13 protein-coding genes and 6 pseudogenes are annotated in these 23,468 nt (G+C 58.3%); 6 read left to right on the forward strand and 13 right to left on the reverse strand.

Going from position 1 to position 23,468, the window contains the following annotated elements:
• The 3 genes and pseudogenes from tnpA (ABIB66_RS17435) to ABIB66_RS17445 form a co-directional block, all read right to left on the reverse strand.
• Positions 1–287: IS66-like element accessory protein TnpA (tnpA, locus tag ABIB66_RS17435; RefSeq protein ID WP_354255085.1), on the reverse strand; the 287-nt coding region annotated here is incomplete at its 3' end.
• Positions 288–699: 412 nt separating this feature from the next.
• Positions 700–1,095: pseudogene (locus ABIB66_RS17440) on the reverse strand (transposase); the annotation flags it as partial.
• A gap of 19 nt (positions 1,096–1,114) precedes the next feature.
• Positions 1,115–3,868 (reverse strand): DUF5695 domain-containing protein, encoded by a 2,754-nt coding sequence (locus ABIB66_RS17445; RefSeq protein WP_275169680.1) that lies wholly within the window; start codon positions 3,866–3,868, stop codon positions 1,115–1,117.
• Between the two features lie 64 nt (positions 3,869–3,932).
• Here ABIB66_RS17445 and ABIB66_RS17450 point away from each other — a divergent pair, with 64 nt between their 5' ends.
• Complete coding sequence (locus ABIB66_RS17450; protein WP_275169681.1) at positions 3,933–4,139, forward strand: integrase arm-type DNA-binding domain-containing protein; 207 nt, start codon at positions 3,933–3,935, stop codon at positions 4,137–4,139.
• Between the two features lie 382 nt (positions 4,140–4,521).
• Here the strand turns inward: ABIB66_RS17450 and ABIB66_RS17455 are convergent, their stop codons facing one another.
• Both ABIB66_RS17455 and ABIB66_RS17460 read right to left on the reverse strand, forming a co-directional pair.
• Complete coding sequence (locus tag ABIB66_RS17455) at positions 4,522–5,901, reverse strand: MATE family efflux transporter (protein ID WP_354255086.1); 1,380 nt, start codon at positions 5,899–5,901, stop codon at positions 4,522–4,524.
• 39 nt (positions 5,902–5,940) lie between these two features.
• Complete coding sequence (locus ABIB66_RS17460; protein ID WP_354255087.1) at positions 5,941–12,408, reverse strand: non-ribosomal peptide synthetase; 6,468 nt, start codon at positions 12,406–12,408, stop codon at positions 5,941–5,943.
• Between the two features lie 1,823 nt (positions 12,409–14,231).
• Here ABIB66_RS17460 and ABIB66_RS17465 point away from each other — a divergent pair.
• From ABIB66_RS17465 to ABIB66_RS43565, 3 genes and pseudogenes are all read left to right on the forward strand, one after another.
• Positions 14,232–14,653 (forward strand): annotated as a pseudogene (locus ABIB66_RS17465) (transposase); the annotation flags it as partial.
• A 111-nt stretch (positions 14,654–14,764) separates the two neighbouring features.
• On the forward strand, positions 14,765–15,157 hold the full coding sequence (speD, locus tag ABIB66_RS17470; protein WP_275169684.1) for an adenosylmethionine decarboxylase: 393 nt from the start codon (positions 14,765–14,767) through the stop codon (positions 15,155–15,157).
• Positions 15,158–15,375: 218 nt separating this feature from the next.
• Positions 15,376–15,543: a hypothetical protein gene (locus tag ABIB66_RS43565; protein ID WP_275169707.1), complete on the forward strand. Its 168-nt coding sequence runs from the start codon at positions 15,376–15,378 to the stop codon at positions 15,541–15,543.
• A gap of 710 nt (positions 15,544–16,253) precedes the next feature.
• On the opposite strand, the pseudogene ABIB66_RS17485 reads toward ABIB66_RS43565, so the two are convergent.
• The 5 genes and pseudogenes from ABIB66_RS17485 to tnpA (ABIB66_RS17505) all read right to left on the reverse strand — a co-directional run bounded on the left by ABIB66_RS17485 (position 16,254) and on the right by tnpA (ABIB66_RS17505) (position 20,146).
• A pseudogene (locus tag ABIB66_RS17485) lies at positions 16,254–16,675 on the reverse strand (YbgC/FadM family acyl-CoA thioesterase).
• Positions 16,676–17,167: 492 nt separating this feature from the next.
• Positions 17,168–17,770, reverse strand: a complete 603-nt coding sequence (locus tag ABIB66_RS17490) for a plasmid pRiA4b ORF-3 family protein (RefSeq protein ID WP_275174891.1) — start codon at positions 17,768–17,770, stop codon at positions 17,168–17,170.
• Positions 17,767–19,331, reverse strand: a pseudogene (tnpC, locus tag ABIB66_RS17495) (IS66 family transposase). The gene ABIB66_RS17490 and the pseudogene tnpC overlap by 4 nt, the downstream one beginning before the upstream one ends.
• Before the next feature lie 51 nt (positions 19,332–19,382).
• A complete protein-coding gene (tnpB, locus tag ABIB66_RS17500) occupies positions 19,383–19,730 on the reverse strand; it encodes an IS66 family insertion sequence element accessory protein TnpB (protein ID WP_275174650.1) in 348 nt (115 codons plus the stop codon).
• Positions 19,724–20,146 carry an IS66-like element accessory protein TnpA gene (gene tnpA / locus ABIB66_RS17505; protein WP_275174649.1) on the reverse strand — a complete coding sequence of 141 codons (423 nt, stop codon included), beginning with the start codon at positions 20,144–20,146 and terminating at the stop codon, positions 19,724–19,726. Before tnpA (ABIB66_RS17505) ends, tnpB begins: the two co-directional genes overlap by 7 nt.
• A 142-nt stretch (positions 20,147–20,288) precedes the next feature.
• On the opposite strand from tnpA (ABIB66_RS17505), the pseudogene ABIB66_RS17510 reads away from it, so the two are divergent.
• Together ABIB66_RS17510 and ABIB66_RS17515 are read left to right on the forward strand one after the other, a co-directional pair.
• Positions 20,289–20,471, forward strand: a pseudogene (locus ABIB66_RS17510) (outer membrane protein); the annotation flags it as partial.
• Positions 20,472–20,970: 499 nt separating this feature from the next.
• Positions 20,971–21,348: a hypothetical protein gene (locus ABIB66_RS17515; protein ID WP_275174648.1), complete on the forward strand. Its 378-nt coding sequence runs from the start codon at positions 20,971–20,973 to the stop codon at positions 21,346–21,348.
• 404 nt (positions 21,349–21,752) lie between these two features.
• Here the strand turns inward: ABIB66_RS17515 and ABIB66_RS17520 are convergent, their stop codons facing one another.
• From ABIB66_RS17520 to ABIB66_RS17530, 3 genes and pseudogenes are all read right to left on the reverse strand, one after another.
• A complete protein-coding gene (locus ABIB66_RS17520) occupies positions 21,753–22,151 on the reverse strand; it encodes a helix-turn-helix domain-containing protein (protein WP_354211544.1) in 399 nt (132 codons plus the stop codon).
• Between the two features lie 15 nt (positions 22,152–22,166).
• Positions 22,167–22,505, reverse strand: coding sequence for a hypothetical protein (locus ABIB66_RS17525; protein WP_275174646.1), 339 nt, complete (start codon positions 22,503–22,505; stop codon positions 22,167–22,169).
• Positions 22,506–23,049: 544 nt separating this feature from the next.
• A pseudogene (locus ABIB66_RS17530) lies at positions 23,050–23,400 on the reverse strand (transposase); the annotation flags it as partial.
• Positions 23,401–23,468: the final 68 nt, after the last annotated feature.

Raw genomic sequence — 23,468 nt, forward strand, 5'->3', positions numbered from 1 at the left:
GCATCGACGTTCTCGTCAACGCTGACACGCTTGCCGCCACCGAGTTCGATCTCGATCAGGCCCCGGCGCCTCCGGGGCGAAATCACCGCTGGGGCCTCAATCGATGGAACGCTTTCGGTCGCACCCGGGGTGAGCTGAACAGGGACAAGCTTCGGTCCCGCCGAAACGACACTCGCCAGGCGCGCCCGCCGCCGCCACGTGAACACCAAACTCGTCGAAATGCCGTGCCGCCGCGCGATCTCCGTCACAACCGCGCCGGGCGCCAGCGTCTCTTCGATGATCCGCATCTTATCGTCGCGAGACCAGCGACGACGACGCTCAACCCCGCCCAGGACCTCTACCCGCATCTACCGACCTTAAGGCTAGCCTTAAAGCTAGATCCTCGTCGGATACCTGCAACTCAACAAGGCGGCCCACCCCGGAGGAATACCCATAGACGTCGGAAGCCTTGGCAAGCGTCAGCCCAGCGCCGCGATGTGCATGGCGGCCTCATCGGAAACAAGAACGGAAAAACAGGCCTGGGGAGTGTCTCGAAGGACTCCGTGCACTGCTGTTCGACCCATCAAGATCGCCATGGCGTCAGGCTGTCCGGTAGCCCAAGCCTGGGGAACTGCTGCCGCTCCTCTCAACGCATCCGCACGCGCACGAGGCTCGCCAGCCTCACACGCAGCGCCCCGGCGCGTCACCACGCGGCACCATTCAAAGGCCCACTGGAGACCCTTTTTTGCTGCCTGAAATCCCCGACTCGTCTCGCGCTTCTCGGCGCCACGGCAGCGTGCGTCCGTTGCAACGCAGGAAAAATGTCGGCTCAATTGAGCGCTTGTGCCAAGATAGTGCGAGATATCCCAGGTAGAGGCGATTCTCCCGGGAGAGCGCGGCAAGCGCGGCCACGGCATTCACTTTTTCCATATTTCGACGATTATTGAATTTGCCGCCGATGCCACCCGGCACGATCATGTGGATGTGGGGATGGTGGGTCATCGCCGAACCTGACGTATGCTGCACTGCAGTGACGCGGATACGTGTGCCGAGACGTCCGGGATTTGCGGCAATGATCGTCATCGCCTCGGAAGCCGCGTGGAACAGCAGGCCATAAGTACCGATCACGGCAACACTAGCGCGGTAACCGCGCCGCAGGCAAGCGGACGACGATCTGGCTGTCCCTGATGTCGACGACTTCCTTGCGCTTCCTCCCGTCATCGCACCGCAATTCGAACGTCACTCCCGATGCAGACGGAGCAAAGGGTTCAGGCGTAAGGCTGATCCATCCCTCCCCCAAATTCAGAATGATCGGTCCATCCGCCCGGAATCGGGCGTCAAGCAGCACCAGGTCCAATCGGAGAGACTGGAGCCGCACGTTGAGCCGTCGCCGCACGCCATCACGTGGCCAGATACGCAGGGTGTGAGCGAACGTCTCCACGATGCCACCGTGACAAACCTGCCCAAAGATGGGATCGTCGGCAACGATCGTCGCAGCAGCGCGGACGGCCCCACAAAATCCCAGGTCGATCTCGCACGAGTAATACCACGTTCCACGGTGATGGGGCTGACCGAGCCACGTGGTCCCGCTCGGCGCCGGCTCGAAGCCGCCACCAGCCGCGCCGTCATTCTCCTCGCCCGGATACCAATAACCATGACCGGCCGACGCAGGGCCGCTGTTGAGCAAGGCCCACGCGCTGAGTTGTGACGCATAGCCCAGACGAAGGAGCGGATGCGGGTCGTCTGCATCGTTCAGCGCATAATCAAGCAGCGCCCAGCCGCCCATCTGCGCCATGTAGGTCAGCGTATAGGCGTCGCCCGCAGTGCAGCGATAATCGCTGCCCAGGTAGTAATAAGCAGGTTCCAGCCAGCCACGGCAGAACAGGTTTGCAGCGATCTGACGCTCCGCGAAGGCAAGGGCTGCCGCTTTCGAAATCCCCATGGTGACAGGGTCGTCAAGGGCCGAGCGCGCCAGTGCCTGCGTTGATTCGAAGCCTGTGGAATCGAACGGATATTCCGACCCGAACAGGTCCGCCTTCGGATTGACGAAGGCTCGCACCTTACGCGCCCAGTGCGCCTCCAGCGTCGCCGCCTCGCGCATCAAGCCCGCCGTCGTGAGCGCCGAAAGAAGTTCGGGGATCACACATTCGTTGTAGAAGCCGGTGCGGTAGGCAGACCACATCACCACGCGCATCGGCACCGTGAACATGGCTAGCGCGGTACCGTAGGCGCGTACCAAATAATCTCGTGCGCTCTGGCGGGTGGGGATCGCGGGATGGTCACGCGCGATGCGGTGCATGGCCAAATACATCGCGAAGATGTGCGGATAGTCATAAGGCCGCCAGATGTGCAGGCGGCCCTTTGGGCCGGGATCGCTGCTTTCCCGGTTCTGCTTCCAATCGGGTATGCCGTAGAGGCCGTAGGCGTATGCCTCCTGTGTGGTACGTTGCAGCCCGCCCCAGACGAACGCATCGATATACCGGTCCAGCGCCGCCACTTCCGCCGCATCAGGATGCTCGGCATTCTTGGTCGCAAGGTAAGCGGGCTTGCTCAGCCCGGGATCGTCGCACGTCACCTCGTAGATGCGCCCGCCCTTGATCCGGTCGTAATTGTCCGGGCCAAGCAGAACCTGCGTCTCCATGTTCCACTCGCCGAACAAACCGTCGTACCATTTGGACGAGTCACGATGCTGCCGCTTCACGATGAAGGCTGCGCGCTTCTTCATCATCGTCTCGACAGGTTCGGTAGCGAAGAATTCAAGAAAGGTCTGGCGCGCACCCGGCTGGTGCAGGGTCAGTCGGTTCTCGCCCAATCGCGAAAACCGGACCCGCCATAGTCGCCTGCCGGCCCGATCCGGCAATCGTTGCGCCACCGTGTCGCGGGTAAATTCCGCTTCGATTCGCTCCACCGGAATGGAGGACGCGAGCGCGATGTCGACATGCAGGTCGTTGGGAACCGTCATGCCCGGCATTACCTCCACATCCACCAGACCGGCGTCCGCGATAGCCCTGCGCGCCGCCTCATAATCAGCAACCCACTGGAAGCGGAGACGGTAACGCCGTTCCTCGGCCGGCGACAGAGACAGGGAATGGGTCGGCTGTCGCCAGCGAGTCCCGCCCGCCACTGCCTCGCCGGCGGCCGCCCCGCCCAAGATGTAGGCGCACCACGTCCCTCTGGCTTCGGCCGAATCCTTGTGGACATTCCAATATTCCAGTGACGTGTCCGCTTCCGGTAAGAGCATGAGGAAGGGACCGGTGCTGTTGCCGCGAATCCAGAAGATGTGCGATCCATGCCCCGAGACGAAGCTGTGCTTCAAAACAGCCACCGACACCGGTTGCCCTGCCGGAAATTCGGTGTTCATCGGCATGGGCAAATAGAGGTCGCCAACCTCCACGCTCGCCATGCCGTCGTTCCGCAGCATGATCTCCCAGGTCAATCCGGCCTCGTCGACTGCGAGCCGGGTCGTGAGAAGGACGCCGGCATCGCGGGCTGCTAGTTCAAGAGCCGCGCTATGCATCGGCTTCGTTGCATCAACGCCAGTTCGAAGCGTATGCCACTCGGATCCGGCACGCCGAACTCTAGCGTGAGCCGTCCCCAGCACGGCTCCAGGCAGGACATAATCCGTGTCATACGTATCGTTACGATAACGCAACGAGGTAATGCCATCTTGTGTGCACCCAACGACGAAGGATGAGTCGGCCGCCTTCAACACCATGGTAACCTTGCGCTGCGGCCGATTGGGTGTAGGCAGCGTAACGCCCCCGAACAACGTGCTACCCAAGAAGCTACTGCCCAACAGCATCGTACGACGCGTATACATCCAGGCTTTAGACATGCCTTTGCTCTTCGTCATCAACCGTATCCGGTATTGCCACATGCGGATGATCAAGGCGTGCCGTTTCCCGCCGTAAACGTCAACACGACAAAAGCGACATACGTTCTCAAAGTACCGAGTGTTCGGTCGGCAGCGCTTCGTCACCATCGGTCCTCACGGCGCCCCCTGGACACCAGAGCTTGCACGCAAGGAAGCCAAGCGGCTTTTGGGCCTGGTTGCCAATGGCAAAGACTCGGTCGACGAGAAAGCCAAGGCGCGCCTACAGGCGGCCGACCCACTCCGGCAATCGCGGATCAATATCTCCGGAGCTCCAAAAAACGGCTGAAGCCCCGACCAATTCGGAAATAGAACGCTACTTGTTGGCCAGTCGGAGACCCTGCATCCGTGTCAGTTTTCCAGATCACTCGCCGCCATCTCTCGGCTCGTATCGCTGATCTCGCATCAGCTAATGGAGCGATCTCAGCAGCCCGCTGCCCGTACAGCCCCATCCTCAATGCTCAAGTGGGCAATGCGGGAGAGCCTCGACATTGCTGCGAATCTGGTTCTCAGCGCTAATTAGCATGTGACAGGTGAGGAAGCGATCCTGACCGTTCCAGATATAACATAGAGCCCATATCGCAAGCCGAATAACACTGTATTTGTAGCGCAACACCTCCCCGGCTATGTAGGCCCTTTTGCTCTGAGCTCCGATGATGTCTCTTGTCAGGTCAACCCGCGATCTCGATCGCTCTTGAAATAGGATGCTGGAGCGCTCGTCTGAGCTCAGCGAATTGGTGGAACATGACAAACAGCGCGATCATTCCGGCGCTCAGCTCAGCGATTGCTTGACTGGCCAACAGTCCGTTGAAACCCGATATGATGGGGAATAACAGTACGGCTGGTATGAAGAGATAGCCCTGCCTTGCCAAGGACACAACCGCACTGAGGCGTGCTCTCCCGAACGACTGAAGCATCGTCGCCACAAAACTCCTAACACCAAACAGTCCAAAAAACAGATGGAAGACGATGCAGGTCGAGACGGCAATTTCCGTGACTTTATCGCTATTGCTGAACAGCCTGACCAAAGGTCGCGCAAAAATCACAACGGCCACAGAATACGCGACGGCAAGAGCGACAGTCATGGCGAGCATGAACTTCGCAGCCTTCAATACACGAGCAAAGTCGCGTGCGCCCCAACTGAAACCCAGAACAGCTTGAGAGCCTATGCAGAAGCCGGTGATAGGTAGTGCACCCATCGTCAAGATTCGCACAGCTATTCCCACGGCGGCGATCGAATCGTCGCCGAACGGCGCAGCAGCTCCGTACAAGAGCATAACGGCAACAGCAGATAAGATACTGGTGATCGTCGACGGCGCCCCTATGAACGCTAGCTGGCTGATGCGATCTACTCGCAATGATATGTGAGATATCCTGACGACAACTGTTCCGCCAAGCTTCGTAAAATACGCGATATAGAGGCTAATAGCAGCGATCTGAGATACCAGCGTCGCGAGGGCTGCGCCTCGCACACCCAAGTCCAGCAAGAATATGAAGACGGGATCAAGCACCGCGTTCAGTATGAAGGCGGTCATCATCGTCCACATGCTGAATCGTGTGTTGCCTTCGGCTCTGACGATGAAGCCGTTGACAATGTTTAGAAGCATCAGGGTGTACCCGAACAAAAGCGTCGCCGCGTAGTCGAGCGCCACGGGCATGATGGTTGGACTTGCCCCGAGCGTTACGAAGATCCCTCGCAGGTTTAGAAGCAGAGCGACGGTCACTATGATACCGATCGGGGCGGCGAGCGCGAGTGCAGTACTTGCGCCTCGACTCGCCTCCAGGTACTCACCGGCGCCAAGATGACGAGATATGAACGACGCTGCTCCAACACCGATCCCCTGTCCGACTGCCGCGAGCAGGACCACGATCGGCAAGGTCATGCTGACAGCTGCGAGCGCCTGCGCGCCAAGTGCGCCAACAAAGATCGCGTTGACGACCTGCTGTAACGCGTGGATAGATAAGCCAACAACAGACGGAATGGCGAGCCGCAGGATAAGGCTCGAGAGATTGGGATCCGATAGATCGATGTGCTGCTTTTTCTTTGGCATCACATTGCGATCGCTCTCGATGGCGAAATTGCATCCGGCTCATTCATGGATGAAGGTGCCCCCAGCTCTTCCGAATTCGCTGATCGTCTGCAACAGCTCCTGTTGCAACACCATGCAAAGATTACGGGTCACCTCATAACCGACTTGGGTTGGATCATACCTCGTTTCGATCTGTAGATGGCCGGCTTGATATCCGACATCGAGCCAGAAGAGGTGAATCACGGCCCCTTCATCCATGTCTTCGCCGATCCAAAGTGGAGAAGGTTCCTTGCCTAGGAAACGGCGTGGAAAATGGCGCTGCAAACCCGCCCGATAATTCACTCCAATTCTGGGCAAAGGCAGGCGATCGATCCGGCTCCGCACGGCTGGATCTCGGTTTACGAATTTCATGGCCCGAAAGCCTATTCCGCTGCGCGGCAGGGCATTGCGCTGGCGGTATATTGAACGAGCACGATCGGGACGGGGCTCCGTTCCGGTGAGACTCAAGGGAAGCGGAACGAGCTCGCTGATATGACCGATGATCTGAGATGGATCGAGATCGTCGAACAGCCGACCTCGGGTTGAGGTAAGGCTATCGATCCAGAGCGAATAATTGCCGAAAACGCGGCCAAAGGCGCCAGAAATGGCGGCAAGAAACACATCAAAGTCCTGACAGTGCGCCAATCTGGCTGAAATGTTGAGGAGATCAGCTGTCGCTTCTTCATCAATCTCAAGATGGTACTTGCCCTGATCTTCCCAAAGGGAGCGGCAATTCGCTTCATCCATGCGACCTTCAAGGCGTGCATAATGAAGCTCTCTCGCGGTCACTTTCGAAAAGCTCGCGCCGCCCAATGAGGTGGCGCTGACGTGCAAATTGAACTGATGGTAGTCAATCCTCTCCCAGTAGCTGAGTTCGGCTGGCGCTTCGCTGTTCGCGTAGTGTTCAAGGCGCTTCAACCATGCAGAGAGCAGTTGTATGTTCTCGGGGCCGCTCCGGGCGTGGCCCGAGGCCAGGGCGTACGCCGCATCCAATGCTTCCAGGAACAGTCGATAGCCTATCCCGTCCGCTACAAAATGGTGCATCAGGACCAGCAGATAGTAATCGCCGCTTTCCGATGTGCGGAACACCGTGGCGTTAACAAGAGGCGTCTGGCCGTCAAACCGAAACATGTTTTGACGTCTTGCTGAGATGCTCTCGATTGCCTTACGCTGCTCTGGGTCGGTCATTCCGACAAGATCGATCTCCTCCGCGAGGCGTTCGACCCCGGAAGGTCCAATTGTCAGACGTAGACCGTCGTCGGTTCGGGCAATACGGAGTCTGAGGCCTTCATGCCTATCCATGACATGGGCAAGGGCGCGCTCCAGCATTCGTATATTCAGGACGCCGCCGGGCAAGAAAAACAGATCGCCGATGTTGAAATGCTCATCGAAGCCGACAAGACGGTTCCAAGATGAGATTGCGGGGGTGACTGGCAATGAACCGTCGCCGGAAAGGAAGGTATCGAGTGTAATTGCCGCTCCGTCTGCTGCCAATTCCCTGATGGTCGGTGTTCGATAGAGTTGGTCGACAGTGAGATTCAGCCCCGCTTTGCGCGCCAGCGTGACGCAGCGCACGCTGAGAAGAGAGTCGCCGCCGATATCAAAGAAGCTTTGATCGAGTCCGACCCACTTGGCGCCTAATAGATCCTGCCAGATCCCAACAAGAATGCTCTCCTTCCTCGTACAGAGCTCAGCAGATGGAACAGGCCCGACCTCGCGGTAAGGACCGGACGACAGGCGAGCACGATCTATCTTTCCGTTCGCCGTAAGTGGAATACTGGCGACCAAACGGAAGGAGGCGGGAATCATGTAGGACGGCAATGTTTGGCGCAAGTGGGTGACAATATCTGCAGAGCTTAGACCGTCCCGAGCCGGAACCATGCTAGCCGTCAACCGACGATGGTCATCCATGTCTTCTGCGACGACCGCGGCCTTTGCGATTGCCGGATGAGACTCAAGGGCTGATTCGACCTCCTCCAGTTCGATGCGAAAGCCCCGTACTTTGATCTGGTTGTCCGATCGGCCGCAAATCTCGAGAAGGCCGCTTGTTGAGATGCGCGCGATATCGCCACTTCGATAAAGAACGCTGTATTGCCCGCCGTCATACGGATTCGGCACGAAACAGCGGTTGGTCCGATCTTGATCCCGCCAGTACCCAGCGCTCACGCAGCGTCCCGCGATGCAGAGTTCGCCGGCGGCTCCGACCGGGACTCTCTTCAACCGGGCATCGAGCACGTAGAGTTTGACGTTATCGATTGGGCGTCCAACGGGGACGCGCGACAAGCCGTCGCAGGCATCCGATGTTTCGTAGACTGCCGCATTGGATGCACATTCCGTAGCACCATAGAAGTTCCACAACGGCACGTCCGGGAAATACTCACGCCAGCGAACAGGGAGCCAGGAAGGCATCGGTTCGGCGCTGCTTGTGACCAAGCGCAAGGCGGTCGGTCGCGAGTGCCGTTCTTGGGAAGCAATGAGGCCGGACAGGAGTGGCGGCGAGGCAAACAAGTGTGTCACGCGATGTCTCGCCAAGGTGCACAGCAACAGATCTGGATCCAGCAACTGCTCTTGGGTTAGGATCAGGGCGGGCACGCCTCTCAGAAGCCCCCCAAAGTACTCCCAAGCGGACGCAACAATTGATGCGGACTTCTGAACAACCATCACGTCTGTGCTATCGAACGGAAAGCGCCGCCACATCCAGTTCAGTCGATTGAGAATTGCCGATTCCGGTATAAGAACTCCCTTCGCCTTCCCGGTTGAGGACGAGGTGTATATAAGGCTCGCAATTCCCTGATCTGGTGGCTTGTCGCTGCACTCAGAATCGCGCGCGGGCGCGCCGCACGCTTCTAGCGTCAATAAACATCTCGAGGGCACTTCAAAAGCAGGTTCAGAGCTATCTGCGTGAACCAAAAGCTTTGCTTGACTATCTCGCAGGATATGTTCGATCCGATCACGCGGATAATCCGGCGATATAGGGACAACAATGGACTGCAAATCTCGTGCGGCAAGAATGACAGCAGCAACGTCAGGCGACCGGTCGACCAGCATGGCGACCATGTCGCCAGCCCTCACGTCAGAAGTCCGCAGTAACGACCTGATGGCTGTTACGCGCTCACGCAACTGGCCGAATGTGATCTGACCGAAATCGCCATAATATGCCACCTGGCTGCGATTAGAGACGCTGATTTGCTCGAACGCTTGGACAAGCGGACATTCGGTATCATATGACTGCGCCGAGCCCTCTAGCGCGTCCAGCATCGCGACGTCTGACTCGCTGAGGCAGCTCAGATCTTCAATCGGCGTAAGCGGCTTCTCAATGCAGGCTGCAATCAGGCGGCGCAGATTGTCGGCCATGCGGATAATCAGATCGCTGGAAAATAGGTCTTCCGCGTACGCTAGCTGGAGGGCAATTTCCTCGCCCTGATCTTGTGCGTACAATGTCAGATCGAATTTTGCGTAGCCGGTCTCGTATTCGCGGAATGTCAGATCCAACTCATGTTCGCCAAGTGGCTCCGCGGCCTCGGAGTACATGTTGAACATAACTTGGAAGATCGGTGAACGTCCCGCTTCGCGATGTAGCCTGGTATCCCTTACCATCCAGCCGAACGGATATGCCGAATTTGCGATGGCATCGCTGACCAGTGCCTGGATGCGCAAGGCATGAACCGCAAAGGACTGGCCCACATCGATCGCGGTGCGGATTGGCAGCATGTTCAGGAAGAAACCAACAAGTTCGGCACTGCCAGGTTGATCCCGTACGACGTGCGGTATGCCGACGATGATATCATCCTGACCGCTATACATCCGCAGCAGAAGCTTGAAACATGCGAGGAGTGCTGTCGACGTGGTGAACCTATGTCGGCGCGCAAACTCCCTTATCTGATGGGATAGCTCGCTGCCAAGTGGGACCGCATGCGATGCGCCGCGATACGAATTTGTCTGCGGCCGCGCTCGTCCCGTTACAAGCGAAAGCACCGGCGGATCATCACCAATCTGGCGACGCCAATAGCTACATTGGTTGGCAAGCGCCTCCGGAGTAGCGTGTTGTGTTTCCCAGACCGCGTAGGTCGAGAGTGACACTCGGTTCTCTGGCAGAAACGCCGCGGCATCCACGTACCTTTGTCGGAGGTCCCTGAGCAGAACAGAGATCGACCAGGCATCGATGATGATTTCGTGAGCGGTGATCAGTATGAGATGGTTGTCAGGGCCAAAACTGATCATGCGCGCGCGAAACAGATGACCCTGGCTGAGATCAAAGCGGCCGTTCAGCTCTGTTCGCCGTAGCTCTGCGATCAGCTTCTCAGCCTCCTGCGACGTGAGTTGAGATGCATCAGTCAATTGGAGACTTGCGCAGTCCGGAGCATCAAAAAGCTGAACCGGACCGTCCTCGTCGATAATGCGTGCCGAAAGTGCCTGATGGGAATGAACTACATCGGTCCAGGCGCGATTGAACGCGGCCAGATCGATGATGCCCCGCATTCGCAGGCCGCCCTGAATGATGTAGTTCTTGGCAGACGGATCGAGCTGCGAAAGAAACCACAGGTGCTCTTGAACTCGCGTCAGAGGCGATCGTGTAAGCAGCTTTCCGCAAGCGGCTGCTGTGTACTGTCTAGATTCGGCTAGCGCCGAGATCGAAGCCGCAAGAGATCGGATCGTTCCATTCAGGACCAGCCTGAAATCCGTTCTCACTCCGAGCTCGGTCTGCAAACGGCCCAATATGAGCATTGCCCGGAGCGAGTCTCCGCCGAGGCTTATGAACTGGTCATTCACACCAATGTTCTCAAGGCGCAGAACACCGGACCAAATCTGGCGCAGCTGGGCTTCGAGGTCGGTTTGCGGTTCCTCGAATGGCGTCGGCAATGGAGGGCGAAGACTGGTCGGGTCGGGCAATGCTCCAAAATCGACCTTTCCATTACTGGTCAGTGGAATACCGTCGACGTGGATGATTCTTTCTGGGAGCATGTAGATGGGCAGAGCTTCAGCAAGGAAGTCCTGAAGCTCGCCTTCCGTTACCTCAGCTGAAGCGGACACATACGAGATGAGTCGTCTCGTCCCGCTTTCCCCCTCGGCCCTGGTTATGTCTCTCGCCATAAGCTTTACGCCTGCGCAGACGGAGGCGACCGCGACGGCGCCACGCACCGAATGATGAGCGGAGAGGCGAGCCTCGATTTCTCCTAGCTCAATTCTGTGCCCGCGGATTTTGACCTGACGGTCCCGTCGACCGAGACATTCCAAAAGACCATCGGAACGAAAGCGCCCGAGATCGCCTGTCCTGTATAGGCGCTGCAAGGACGGAACGTTTGAGAACGGGTTTGGCCCAAAGGCATCCTTAGTGCGGACGTCGTCATTGACGTAACCAGCCGCGACGCCAACGCCGCTAACGCAGATTTCGCCGACCTCTCCCGCCTTGCACAGCCGCTGCCCGTCGGCGATATAAACCTCAAGATTAGAAATCGGTTTGCCGATCGGCACATAAGCGTCAGCCAGCGCAGGCGGCGCGGAAACCAGATGATGCGTGACGCCGTCCGCGCACTCGGTCGGCCCGTAGTGGTTGAGAATGGGGACGCGCGGATATAAGGCAAGCCACGCGCGCGCCAGTGCGGGTGTCAAAGGTTCTCCGACCGTCGAAATAATCCGCAAACCGTCCAGAGCTCGATCAGCCGCCGCAAGCGGCTGCAAATATTCAACAAATACTGCAAGCATCGAGGGAACGAGTTGAACTACCGTCACGCCTTGTCCCTGAATCGCTTTGAGAAGCGATATTGGCGATTTCAGTGTCGCATCATCAATGAGCGCGGTACAGCCTCCGACGCAAAGCCCCGCCAAAAGCTGCCACAACGAGATGTCAAAGCAGTGCGATGCCGTCTGCGCAATGCAATCCGTCCGAGTGAGGGTTAGGGCATCAATCTTTGCCGCCAGATGATTGTTTAGGGCTGCACGGTCGATCATTGCCCCCTTAGGACGGCCCGTTGAACCAGAGGTAAACAGAATGTAAGCAAGTCCATCCTCGCTCCATGATGGCACAACAGACGAAGTCTGGCCCTTGCACAGCGCCGCCTCTATCGTCATGAATTGCGTGGCGCCTTCGCTGCTCGCCCGGATTGGCCTGACCGAATCTAGCTGGGCTGGCCCTATAATCAGAGCACAGCGACTCTGCTCGATCATGAATGATGTACGCGGAGCCGGTAACGATGGATCGAGCGGCAGGTACGTTGATCCAGCCTTCAAAATTGCGACTACTGCCGTCGCCCAGTCGAGGTCCCGCTCACCCCAATAGCCAATCACTGTGCCGCGAGCGCACCGCTCTCGTAACGTCCTCGCGAGGCATTCCGATCTTACTCGCAGCGCCTTGTACGTAAGTTCGTCTGCGCCGTACCTCAGCGCAACCCTCTCCGGATCCGATCTTGCAAGGCGATCGACCGCCGTGATCGCATCGACCGGCTGACGTTCCACAAGCTGATTTTTTCCTGATCGATTTTCGGTAGGCATACGTGTCTCGCCATTCATCGCCTTCTGCGGCCCTCAAATCAGAACACCGAGGATCCTGATTGAGGTGTGCATTGCGTAGCCGCTCTGGTTCTGCCAGTCATATTGTGCCGTTTTGCCCGTTCTTAACTTCTCGTCTTTTGCGTTCACTTCGATTTCCTCGATGATCGGCAGGGGAACGCGGCCGGACGCTAGGGCCTCAAGTTGGCGTTGGCATCTACCGGATCTTGTAGTAGACACGCGATAGTCTGCATGGCACCCGCAACCAACGCGCTCAGAGACTCGTTCGGGCTTGTGGTTTCTTGCATTTGGGCTCTCCTCATGGAAGCGGACTTGGCGTTCGCCGGGCTGCAGGCCACCTGCGGCGCCCAAGCGATGACATCGATTGTGCAAGAACCAGCACAAAGGTGTGTTACCGTTTTCCACGAGGCCGGCGTTGTTTGCCATAGCCGTTGAAGGACAGTCGTTAAGCGTTCAAACATTTGGTGCTCGTGGCTATCACGAGATAGCTAGGGGGCAGCCTAACGCCTCGTAGGCGTGCAGAACCATCCGCCGCGAGCTCCTTAATCCGCTGATTGTTCGCAGTCGTCCGCCTTGGTGCAAACGAAAATTCAGTCAAAAACGTTTGCTGCGGACCCGCAGGCGACGTCCAGTCTAGGCCAAAGGGCGCTCCGATACGGCTTTCCGAACCGGAATCGAATTGCGCGTAGCGCCTTCGCTTACCCTCCACGACATGCATGCTCGGCAGTTCTCTTCGCGCGTCACAGAAGCTTCGTCTCGGCGCCTACAGCAGAACCGATACGAATAATGTTGCGACCAAGCCGCTTAGCACTACGGCGAAGCCGGAGCCAGACTGTTATTGCCGCCCTCATATTCGTGGTAAGCTGGAAGACGCTGATGATGAGCCTTTCCTGCGACTGCCGCGTTGCGTGATGATCCCTCGTGACGATCTTTCGCACGAGCCGGATTCGATGACCGCGGCGTAGCCGTGCGATCCCTGTGTGGGTGGAACTGTCCAGCTCCAAACCGGCTCCGCTCGCCGACGATATCCATTGGCTTCGCCGTTACGGCATGTGTCTCGATTGATCGAAAATCTGTCCAGGGCAACAAAAGTGTCCTTCTGCTGCCGCAGCGGGAAAGGGGCTTCCTGCTGCGCAGCATGCTGTCGGACGGTCAGCTTTAAGACCATTGTCCACAACGTGACGTACCCACCCGGTACGAAGCAACTTGAGACCGCACACTTCCAAGCGGCACGCTGCTTGCTTCATTCGTGGTGCCATCACGATGCCAGCTCGATCGGTAGTGGATCGGGAAAGCGCCGCGGAGTGTTTGATGCGATCTGGAGTTCGTTTTTGGGAAGCGACAACGATCACCGCAAGCGGCACAGCCAATTCGGCGGACGTACAACTGCCATCGGCTCTGTGGAGCTGGTCCGGAGAACACATTGGCGGGCACGCCGGCCGTGCTGCTTACGGCCAAAAATCCTTCAGTAATCCCTGCGGTCCGCCAGTCTATGGCGGCCGCGGCGATACTCCTGTGTTTCTGGCAGGCGACCAGATCGGCTACGACTGGCAGAAGAATAGCTGGGTACTTGGCCTCAAACTCGAAGCCAGCAGTGCTATCTCCGACGGCACAAATACCCGCCTCGCCGCCTCCGGCATAATGCTGAGCCCAAGGCGAGTCCAAACGTCTTTGTCACCGGAGCCGGTCGCCTCGGTTACGCCTTTGTCGCGCAGCGCCACACGCCCTGAAGGGAGGCGTGGCTTGGCAAAACAATTGGGGGCGCCGTCATCAATGACAACGAGTTTGGCCAATGTCGGCGACGCCGCGGCTGGGTGCACAAGACCGTGAACGTCCTGGACAAGCTCTCCGTCTCGGTGCAGGCCACCATGAGGAAGGATTTGCCCGAGGTCTATTTGGCGCGAACCGAGCGTCCGCCGAAGCGGCGACCGACGTTTTCGCCGATTGCGCCAAGTACGGCCGGGCGGTCGAATGCCTGGTCAAGGATCGCGAAGCGCCGCCGGCCTTCTACGATTTTCTTGCCGAACACTGGGATCACTTGCGCACCACCAAACCCATCGAGCGCGTGTTCGCCACCGGGCGATACAGGACCGTGCGGCCGAAGGCCTCCTTGTCGCCAACCACAGCCAAGCTGATGGTATTCAAGCTGGTGATCGCCGCATCAAGGACCTGGCGGCGGCTCAAAGGCACAAATCGGTTGCCCAAGGTCGTCGCAATTCGCGATTGAACGCGTCATTGAGAGCATGCAAGTGCCGGCAAGCCAAGCGCCTGATCACCTCGTCACCTAAATCCCGAATAGCTCAGCTTATTGGGCCGATAATTCAATGGAGATTTCTTAATGACTATTGATGACGGGAAGGACGCCCCACCGGCTCTGTCTACCGGTGCGACGCATATACTCATCGAACTATGGGGAGCGAAGAACCTCGACGACCCGGCCATTGCGGAAGACGCAATTCGAAAAGCCATCCGTGCGGCGAGTGCGACATTACTCCACCTTCATGTTCATAAGTTTTGTCCGGGTCACGGCGTCTCCGCAATAGCCTTGTTGGCTGAATCGCACATTACCTTGCATACTTGGCCTGAGAGGTCCTACGCGGCCGCTGATGTTTTCGTATGTGGCGACAGCGATCCTGCGGGCGCCGTGCCAATTCTAGTTGAGGCCTTTCAGCCCGAACGGTCGGACGTTCGCAGCTTCCGGAGAGGTGCGTCGATCATGCCAACGCATTGAAGCAGATGATCGATCTCGTTGGAATAGCCGGTCATGTTTCCGCCCGCGAGCTATCGCCCAAAGTTGGTGACGGGAGAATCGGGAAGGTCGGCATATCGTGGGGGTGCTTGACGCCTGCACTTCTCCACCGAAGGAGCGATATGCCATGTCCAACGATAACAACATCAAGCTGGGTCAGCCAGGAAACGTCGAGGATCGACTCACCGAAATCTTGCGCAATGCCGCTCGAGCGCGTCCGGATCCATACCGCCGAGCTGGATGCGATTGAAGTAGTTCAGGCATGCCACATCCTCGGTGTTGTTCTTGTAGCTCTGGGCCTTCTTGCGATCGAAGACGTGGTGAGCCTTCCCATGCTTATTGGCGAACTGGCGCAGGTAGACACGTAGTGCTGGTTTACAGGCTCTTTCGAGTTTTCCCCAGGCATGGTCCCCCGGCGAGTGGCCATCTTGTTTCCAGGCCTGGCCTGTTTGGACAAAGGCAACGCGCGATATCCACATACTCGGCCAGGAGCGACATACCTACCTGCGCCGTTGCATGTCCGCTGGTGTCCGTCCTGCGATGTGGCAGTCCATCGAGCAGGTCCGAACCTAATTTTCCGTCGACGGTTTAGGCCAACCCGATGTAGGAATATCAGGTCAAGTCGGGAATCTAGAGCTGGTCATTCGGCACTCGCAACAATAAGCGGACCAGCAACCCACACCGCGGATGGCGGCTAGGATTGCTCCGCGAGACCGTGTTCGCGACAGTTAGCAAGTTGTCGAGCCACGGAATTCCGATACCGCCGCTCGACTTTGATGAAGCAGGGCGAACGACCAAGGTCTCGACCGAGGATCCCAACATCGAAGGCCGGGGCTCTGTATGGCTTGCTATCCCAAGCATCGGTGGTTGCGGGAATTGGACTCTGCGCGGAAGCCATGTGTGAGCAGTGCATCCCTTACGGCGCCAAGATCGCTCGCTATCAACGGCTGTCACGCCAAATCAATGTCCGGCAAACGCTGGATGGAATTGCGCGGCTTATTGCACAGGCGACGGACGCGAAAAGCCGTTTTCCAGCTGGCTGCGCCGATCCTTGGGGGCGTCTTACCACTGCCAAAAATCAGCCTGCCTGAGAAGCACCCTTAACGCTCGCTTCCGTGGCATCCCTCGAGCTGTTGGGGATGCGTTGAGCTTTGCCAGCCGAGACGAAGGCCACACGCACACGCGTCTCGACTAGCAAGTCGGCTCCACGCCTGCACTGTTGGTGCAGCGCGATCGAAGCCCGCTTCACCTCCTCATGAGCCGCGATCACATCAATCACGTCATCCATATAACCAGGTTTGAAGAAGTCCAGTTTCATAGAACGCACCACGAAGGCGAAGCCGCTCAGCGTCCTGGCCGCTAGTCTCGAACAATCTGCGATGATCTGTCCCCAGAAGCCGAAGGTAGTTCGTTCGGCTGCGCTCCATGAAGCGTAGATAGTTCGCGTGATATACGATCTGGCTGAAATCTGTTTCCTCAAAATAAAACGCGGACTTGCATGTGGTGCCCGCCGTCCCGGATTTCGCCGTCAAGGTCGGGCAAATCGGTCCCTCCAGAGTCGCATTGGTAGGCCCACAATGGCGCGGCCTTGCGACCAAACGTACTACGGTCACGCGCCATGCAACTCTGAGAGGCAAGTTAGACACTGAGGCATCAATCACCAATAAGCTGGCCCGGCATAGTCCCGACGTCCCGACTGCTTTGTGGTACCCTGTTTGCCACTGGATTGGAGGGCGTGGCCCTGGCGCTCCCAAGGCGAAGTCCGCTGGGGACCACGTGGCCGTTTCCATTCACATAGATAAGTGCAGTTGGCGGTATTGTTCTTGGCGGAGAGCAACGCTCGCTGCTGGCGCATCCAGATTTCAAGCTCGGCAATGAGCGGCCGCGATTGTTTACGGCGCGCGGCAAGCCGTTGCCCGGCGTTTGGCCGTTAATGCGCTTGATCTCGAAGGTAAGCGCAGCTCTGCGGCCCTTTTGAATGGCGTTTGACGTCTATTTTGTTCGCGTAGCGCGTCGCCGCGGTTTCCATGTGTCGGACAACGCGTTTACGGCGGCCTCGAGGGCATTCCGGTCGATCACGTTGGGATCGAACCGCTCCGGACCCCAGCGGCGCATATGTTCGTGCTCCGGATGAGCAGGGTCGCTGATGGCGTCGAGGTATTCGGCATAGCCTGGCGCACCGCCGACGTCTTCCGGAGGGCAACGACCGGCGGCCTCGAGCAGGAAGGGCATGCCCTCCGTCGTGGTGTTGTCGAACCTTTTTTCGAGCTTGATCACATGGTCCCAGCTGTCGCCGAAGTCATAGAGATAGTGGATGGTCTTGGCGCCGGTCTCTCGAACGATATCGCAAAGCCGCGCTTTACGAGCATCCATGGGCTGGTGGCCGTAATCATTGTCGGGGTCGGGAATCCCCCAATGTGCCTCACCAGCGAAGAACTCGAAGAGGTGGCTGTTCGTCCAGCCAAACGCCTCCTGAAGCGTCAAATGCAGCCGGTCTAGGCGCAGGGTGACGGGTACGACAAGGCGACGCACGACCTCCGGTTTTACGTCCTTGAGGGTCACCTTGATCCGGACCGCGGTCCTGTTCAGGCTCATGCCGCCAGCCTCGGAACGTGTGCATGCATCGTGTAGATCGATGCCCAAGGGAGCAGTTCGTCCAGTCGCGCCGCAGGCCAACCCTTGACGAGCTTCGCGAGAACATCAGCGAGCCAGTGCTCGGCACTGACGCCATTGAGCTTACAGGTCTCGATCAACGAAGCGAGAACTGCCCAATTCTCGGCGCCCTCGTCGCAACCGGCAAACAGGGAGTTTTTGGCGTTGAGCTTGATCGGCCGTATCGCACGCTCGACAGCATTCGTGTCCATCTCGATGCGCCCGTCATCAAGATAGAGCGTCAAACCGTCCCAATGACGCAGCGCGTAGCGCAGGGCCTTCGCCGTGTCGCTCTTCTGTGCAAGGTGATCAAGCTTGGCCTCAAACCACTGCTTCAAGGCTGTAGCCAGAGATCGGGCATGCGCCTGCCTGCCAGCACGGCGCTCGGCATCTGATCGGCCGCGGAGCGCTTTCTCGACCGCGTAAAGCTGGGCGATGCGCTCAAGAGCCTCGCGCGCAACCGGAGCTGGCGCCGGAGCGGCCTCGCGCTCGATCTTCACAAACTGGCGCCTCAGATGCGACCAGCAGAAGGCGAGCGTCCCGGACAAGGCGTCCGCACGCGTCTCTCGGGTCATGGTCTTGTAGGCCTGATAGCCGTCGCAATGGATGATGCCGCGATAGCCTTCGAGCAGCCTCAAGCCATGGACGGCCCCACGGCCCCGTGCATAGGCGTAAACCACGCCAGGTGGGTCAGGTCCGGCCCAGGGCCTGTCATCGCGTGACAGCGCCCAGAAGTAGCCGGTTTTGGTCCTGCCGCGCCCCGGATCCAGCACCGGCGCCGGGGTCTCATCGACACAGAGCTTCGAAGAGGCGAGCAGAAGCTGGCGCAGACGATGCCACAAAGGGCTTCAATTCCTGGGCGGCATAGCCGACCCAGAAGGCGAGCGTGGAACGGTCCAGCGCTATTCCGCGTCGCCAGCATCTGCGCCTGGCGGTAAAGCGGCAAATGCCAATGATACTTGGCGTCGATCACATGCGCGACCAGCCGCTCAGTGGGCAATCCACCTCTGATCAGTCGCTCGGGAGCGGCGTGCTGGAGGACGACGCCCTGACAGGCGCGGCAGGCCAGCTTGGGTCGGCGGGTGACGATAACGCGATACTGCGCCGGTACGACGTCCAGCCTCTGGCTCTCATCGTGACCAATCTCAAAGAGGTCGCCCTCACAAGACGGGCAACAAGTCTCCGCTGGCATCAGGGTTTCGACGATGCGCGGCAAATGCTCCGGCAACTGACCACGGTTGGCCCTGCGCGCGGCCGTCCTCTTCTCGCAAACTCTGGGATTGGCGCGATCCTCGGCCGCTTCGAGGGCTGCGACGGCCTGATCGATATCCTCCAGAACAAGGTGAAGCTGATCAGCGTCCAGCTTTTCCGAGGACCGACCGAACCGCGCATCTTTCGCAAGCTTGAGCAACCGCTCGAGCCTGGCGCAGCGATCCAGCAGAGCCGCGGCAAAGACGCGCAACTCGGCTGGATCGCTCGGCAGCTCATCAGGCAAATCGCTCATTAGCCCGAGTTTGCCATGCTTTGCGCGCCGATGCAGCGAAGATTTTATGTCCTACGCAAGCGCTTTCGGCTGCGGGATTCGAGGCGCGTGCATGCGCGTCCAATCCATGCCGGCCAGAAGCGCCGACAGCTGGGCGGCATTCATCCGCATCACGCCGGCCACGATGGGAGGCCATTTGAAGCCGCTGCCATCGAGCCGCTTCCAGTACATCACAAGGCCATCCCAGACGACGATCTTCACCCGGTCAGCGCGCTTCGCACGGAAGACCACGGCCACGCCCTTCATCGGATCATGGCCCAGCGTCGCCTTCGCCAACAGCGCCAAGCCCTCCGCACCTTTTCTGAAGTCCACAGGTTGCGTCGCTACGTAAATCGTAAGGCTCGCAGGCGGCGTCAGCATGAACGTGTCCGTCGAAGCGCTAAGAACACATCGCTCAACACAGCAAGGCCAGGCGCCCCCCGCACCTCCACGCGTGCTCCCTGGAGCTCAACCGTCACAATGGCTGCTTCCGGCGACCCGGTAGGCTCTGCGGCCGCCGGTAACGCCGATTCCGACACTACCGGCACGAACGACAGCGTATCCGCCGAAGCCGGCAGCACCAACTGGCCCAAACGCGCCCGGCGCCGCCAGTCATGCACCTGCTGGGGCCGGCAGCCATGGCGACGTGCGACATCTGTTACGATCGCGCCCGGCTCGAGACTGTCCGCGACAATCTGCGCCTTCAAATCATCTGGCCACTGTTTCCGGCCGCCGCCGGCGTACACTTCTATGCGCGATGACAACGGTCGTCTTATGTCGTCCGAATGGTCGTCCATTGTGAGCACCCTTCCAGAAGATGACTCTTCTAACGGCGCTCACAGGTCTACGCACAAACAATCTGATGGGCCTCGCAGCCCCGCTTACTCTCGAAGAGCATTTCGATACGACGTACCGCTTCGCTGGCGATCGGCGCCTCTATTCGGCTTCGCGCCGAATTGGTCGGTGAGCGTCGAATACGACCACTTGTTTATGCGGGATGCCGACGTGAACTTCACCGTTGCTGGTGGTTCACTGGGCGGCGATCGCATCCGCCAGGATTTCGATGTTATGACTGCGCGGCTCAACTATAAGTTCGGCGGTCCGATTCTTCTCAAATACTGATCTATCGTTCAAACGGCGGATCGAAAGCCCCGGCCATTTTTTTGACCTGTTGGTCTCATGTGCACATGCACAGGAGCCATAAACGGTCTTATGCATGCGGCAGACCGCAAAGCCGGGCATGCTGGCCATCCTCGGGATTTGCCCAGCTCCTTGGACAGACCTTGCGTTCGCCCCCGGGGTCGTGGGGTGTTACTTCGAGGCCATCTGGGCAGCCAACCGAAGAAAGATCGGAGCGGTAGTTGCTGACAGCTACGTTACGGCGCAGGCCTGGAATGCCGAAGGCCACCAGATCGTGGGCACTATTGCGGACGCGATGCTGCTGACTAACGCCAAAGCTCAGGTCGCCTCGATCTTGGGCGCTGACCTGCGGACGGCAGGCCCTGGCTAGATTGCGTGAAGAGCGTCCACAAATCCACAAACAGGCGGACATTAGTTTTAAATACATTGTCGAGGACGCGTTTGAGGCGCTTGCAAAGCCTTCGCGGACCATCATGGCCTGATGGAAGCGTACGTTTCGCGGAATTTCGTGCAGTGCAGCTATACGACGCACCGCAACGATCACGGTCATGACTTGATGAAGAGATGGGATGTCACAACCACCTATCATTTTGATGACGTCGCGATCCAGCGCGGCCGTTTCGATCGTAACTATCAAGGCACCAACGAGCATGACATCGTAGCCGCAAATAATGCTGCGGTCGCCGTGCTGTTAAACCGCCCCTCCCCGTCGGCCTTCAATGTCGCTACCAAAGCTGAAACGGTATTCTTCCTGGCGCATCTGATTGGCGATCTACACCACGCGGCCTTCTGGTTGCAGGTTCGCGTCAGCCTGGCCCACGGATCTATCATCGGCTTAGTGCAGTTCTGGCTTTGGTGAGAAACATGCCGCAACAACTACCGCGCGCAGATGCCGACCAGTGTTCTGAACGCCCGCTTCATTGGGAACGCTGCATTAAGTTCCGCCCCAGAGATCAGCGAGGCCTCGAATAATGGCAATCAAGAAGCTTATGAACATTAGCACTAGCCCAAGTGTGGTCCACACTATGTCGGCCAGCTTGGGGGATTCAATTTTCTGACGGATTGAACCTTCAACAGACGCCTTCAGCCTGCCAAGCCGTCCTGTTGCCTCGACTCGCTCGAGTTTCGATCTGCGAGCGCGCAGCCAAAAATCTCTGAACCACGGCACGGCGATACATACAGGACTCGCGGCGCCGAGCACGTCTTTGAGAGCGTCCCACCAAGAGTACGCCATGTATCTCAGGCTCTCATCGACGGATCAGACTACACAGCCATTGGCATGTGTGCCGCGAGTTCTAGGTCATCGCTAGAGGCAGCAACGCCAAGCGTCTTGCCGCATGCAACCGAAATTCGTTCCATCAGATCCCAAGTTGGCCCCTGGGTCCCGACTCCCGATTCGATTTCGCTAATTCGAGCCTGGCTAATACCCAACTTATCCGCCAATTGTGACTGAGAGAATCTGGCATCCTTGCGCATGGCCCGAACTAGTTCGCCAGCACGCATTGCCGCACTCGACAGTTCCTTTTCAGCTGCAAGGCTTGCATCAGCTCTTTCGATTCTTTCGACCAGATCAGCAAGCGAACGACCACGCCCGTTACTGCTAACCTCAGCAACGGCTCGCACTCTACGTTTGTGACTTTTGTCGACTTTGAGTTTGACCATTGCAGCCTCCACTCTTCATACGAACCAAACTGAAGCTCGCGCATTCAGTATTCCGGTCTTCAAAGCGTTATAATCGCCGCCATTCCAGGAAGACCCTCCAGCGTACATCGGCACGCCATGCTCAGCTGCGAGCATTAGCGTTACCGTCACATCGCCGTCATCATCAATTTCGACAGCAAAGATCGCAAACTTAGCCGCCGCGGAAGCATGGAACATCTCCACGCCCCTATACGTATAGAAGGGCAACAGATCCCTGCTATCCACCGATCCGCTGTGGACTTTCTGCAGGTAGAGCAGGATCTCGCCAGCGAAATCGTGCCCAAGCTGCTCCAACTCATCAGCCGCGTCTCCCAATCCGGGATCCTCGAATGAAACAAACGTATAGGGAATTCCTTATATCCTGTCAACCCCGAATCAACGGCGAATGTTGGAAAAAGAAGCTATAAATGTAGTCGACGAGATGATGCAACTGTAACGCGCAAACTGGAACTGTGAAGACCGGGGAAGCCCTCAAAATAAGCGATTTTACCAGGCGAACGAAGATACTTTCCGGGGCTCATGACCGTTGGGTCGCAGTCCTGCCGGGACTTACCAATGGTGTCATATATTTACAACGGAATCGGAATCCTAACTAACGTTCGCTTCGCTTCTAACACCGGACCTTCAAGAGCCGGCGCGGCATGATCAAAAAGACCAAGAACGGGACAAAAGAGAGCCCGTGAATTGAGAGGACCTGTAGAAGAAGATCATGCGTCGCTTCTCGGCACTGCAGACACAATCGGCGGAGCCAATACCGACTCGCTTGCCCTGGCGGGCGCGGCGGCGGCTTGATCGGATGCATTTTTGCTGCTCAGAGGATTCGCCGAGGCAGCCGATGACGGCCGAACCGTTACGGCGGGATACCCGCATCGATCTTGAGACGATCGTGCTGAGCCATTTCGGCTCCCTGATCCCAGGTTAGCGAGCGACGCAGCTCTTCGGGCAAAGTGACGACGGTGCGCGTGATAGCGTCGCGCACGGCTTCGGCCCCGCGTCCCGCGTCCCGCGAGCGCAGGTCCGTTTTTCACGCGCGGAGCTTCGCCATACCCCGCCAACCGGGGAAGGTGCAATAGCATCGTGAAGCGCGTCGTACGCTCGACTAGCATGCCGATTGCTGAGCTGCCAACACCGAGGATGAGGTCTCCCTCCCAATGTCCCGGACTGCTCGATCGGCAGCTTCAGCAGGGCGCTCACTGATCATGATCTCCGGTCAGACAAAGCCCTTGCCTCGCCTGCCTACGCGTGCCCTGGGCATCCGTTGTCAATCGGCCCTTTAAT

The sequence above is a fragment of the Bradyrhizobium sp. F1.13.3 genome (genome assembly GCF_040548265.1).
Classification (GTDB): Bacteria; Pseudomonadota; Alphaproteobacteria; order Rhizobiales; family Xanthobacteraceae; genus Bradyrhizobium.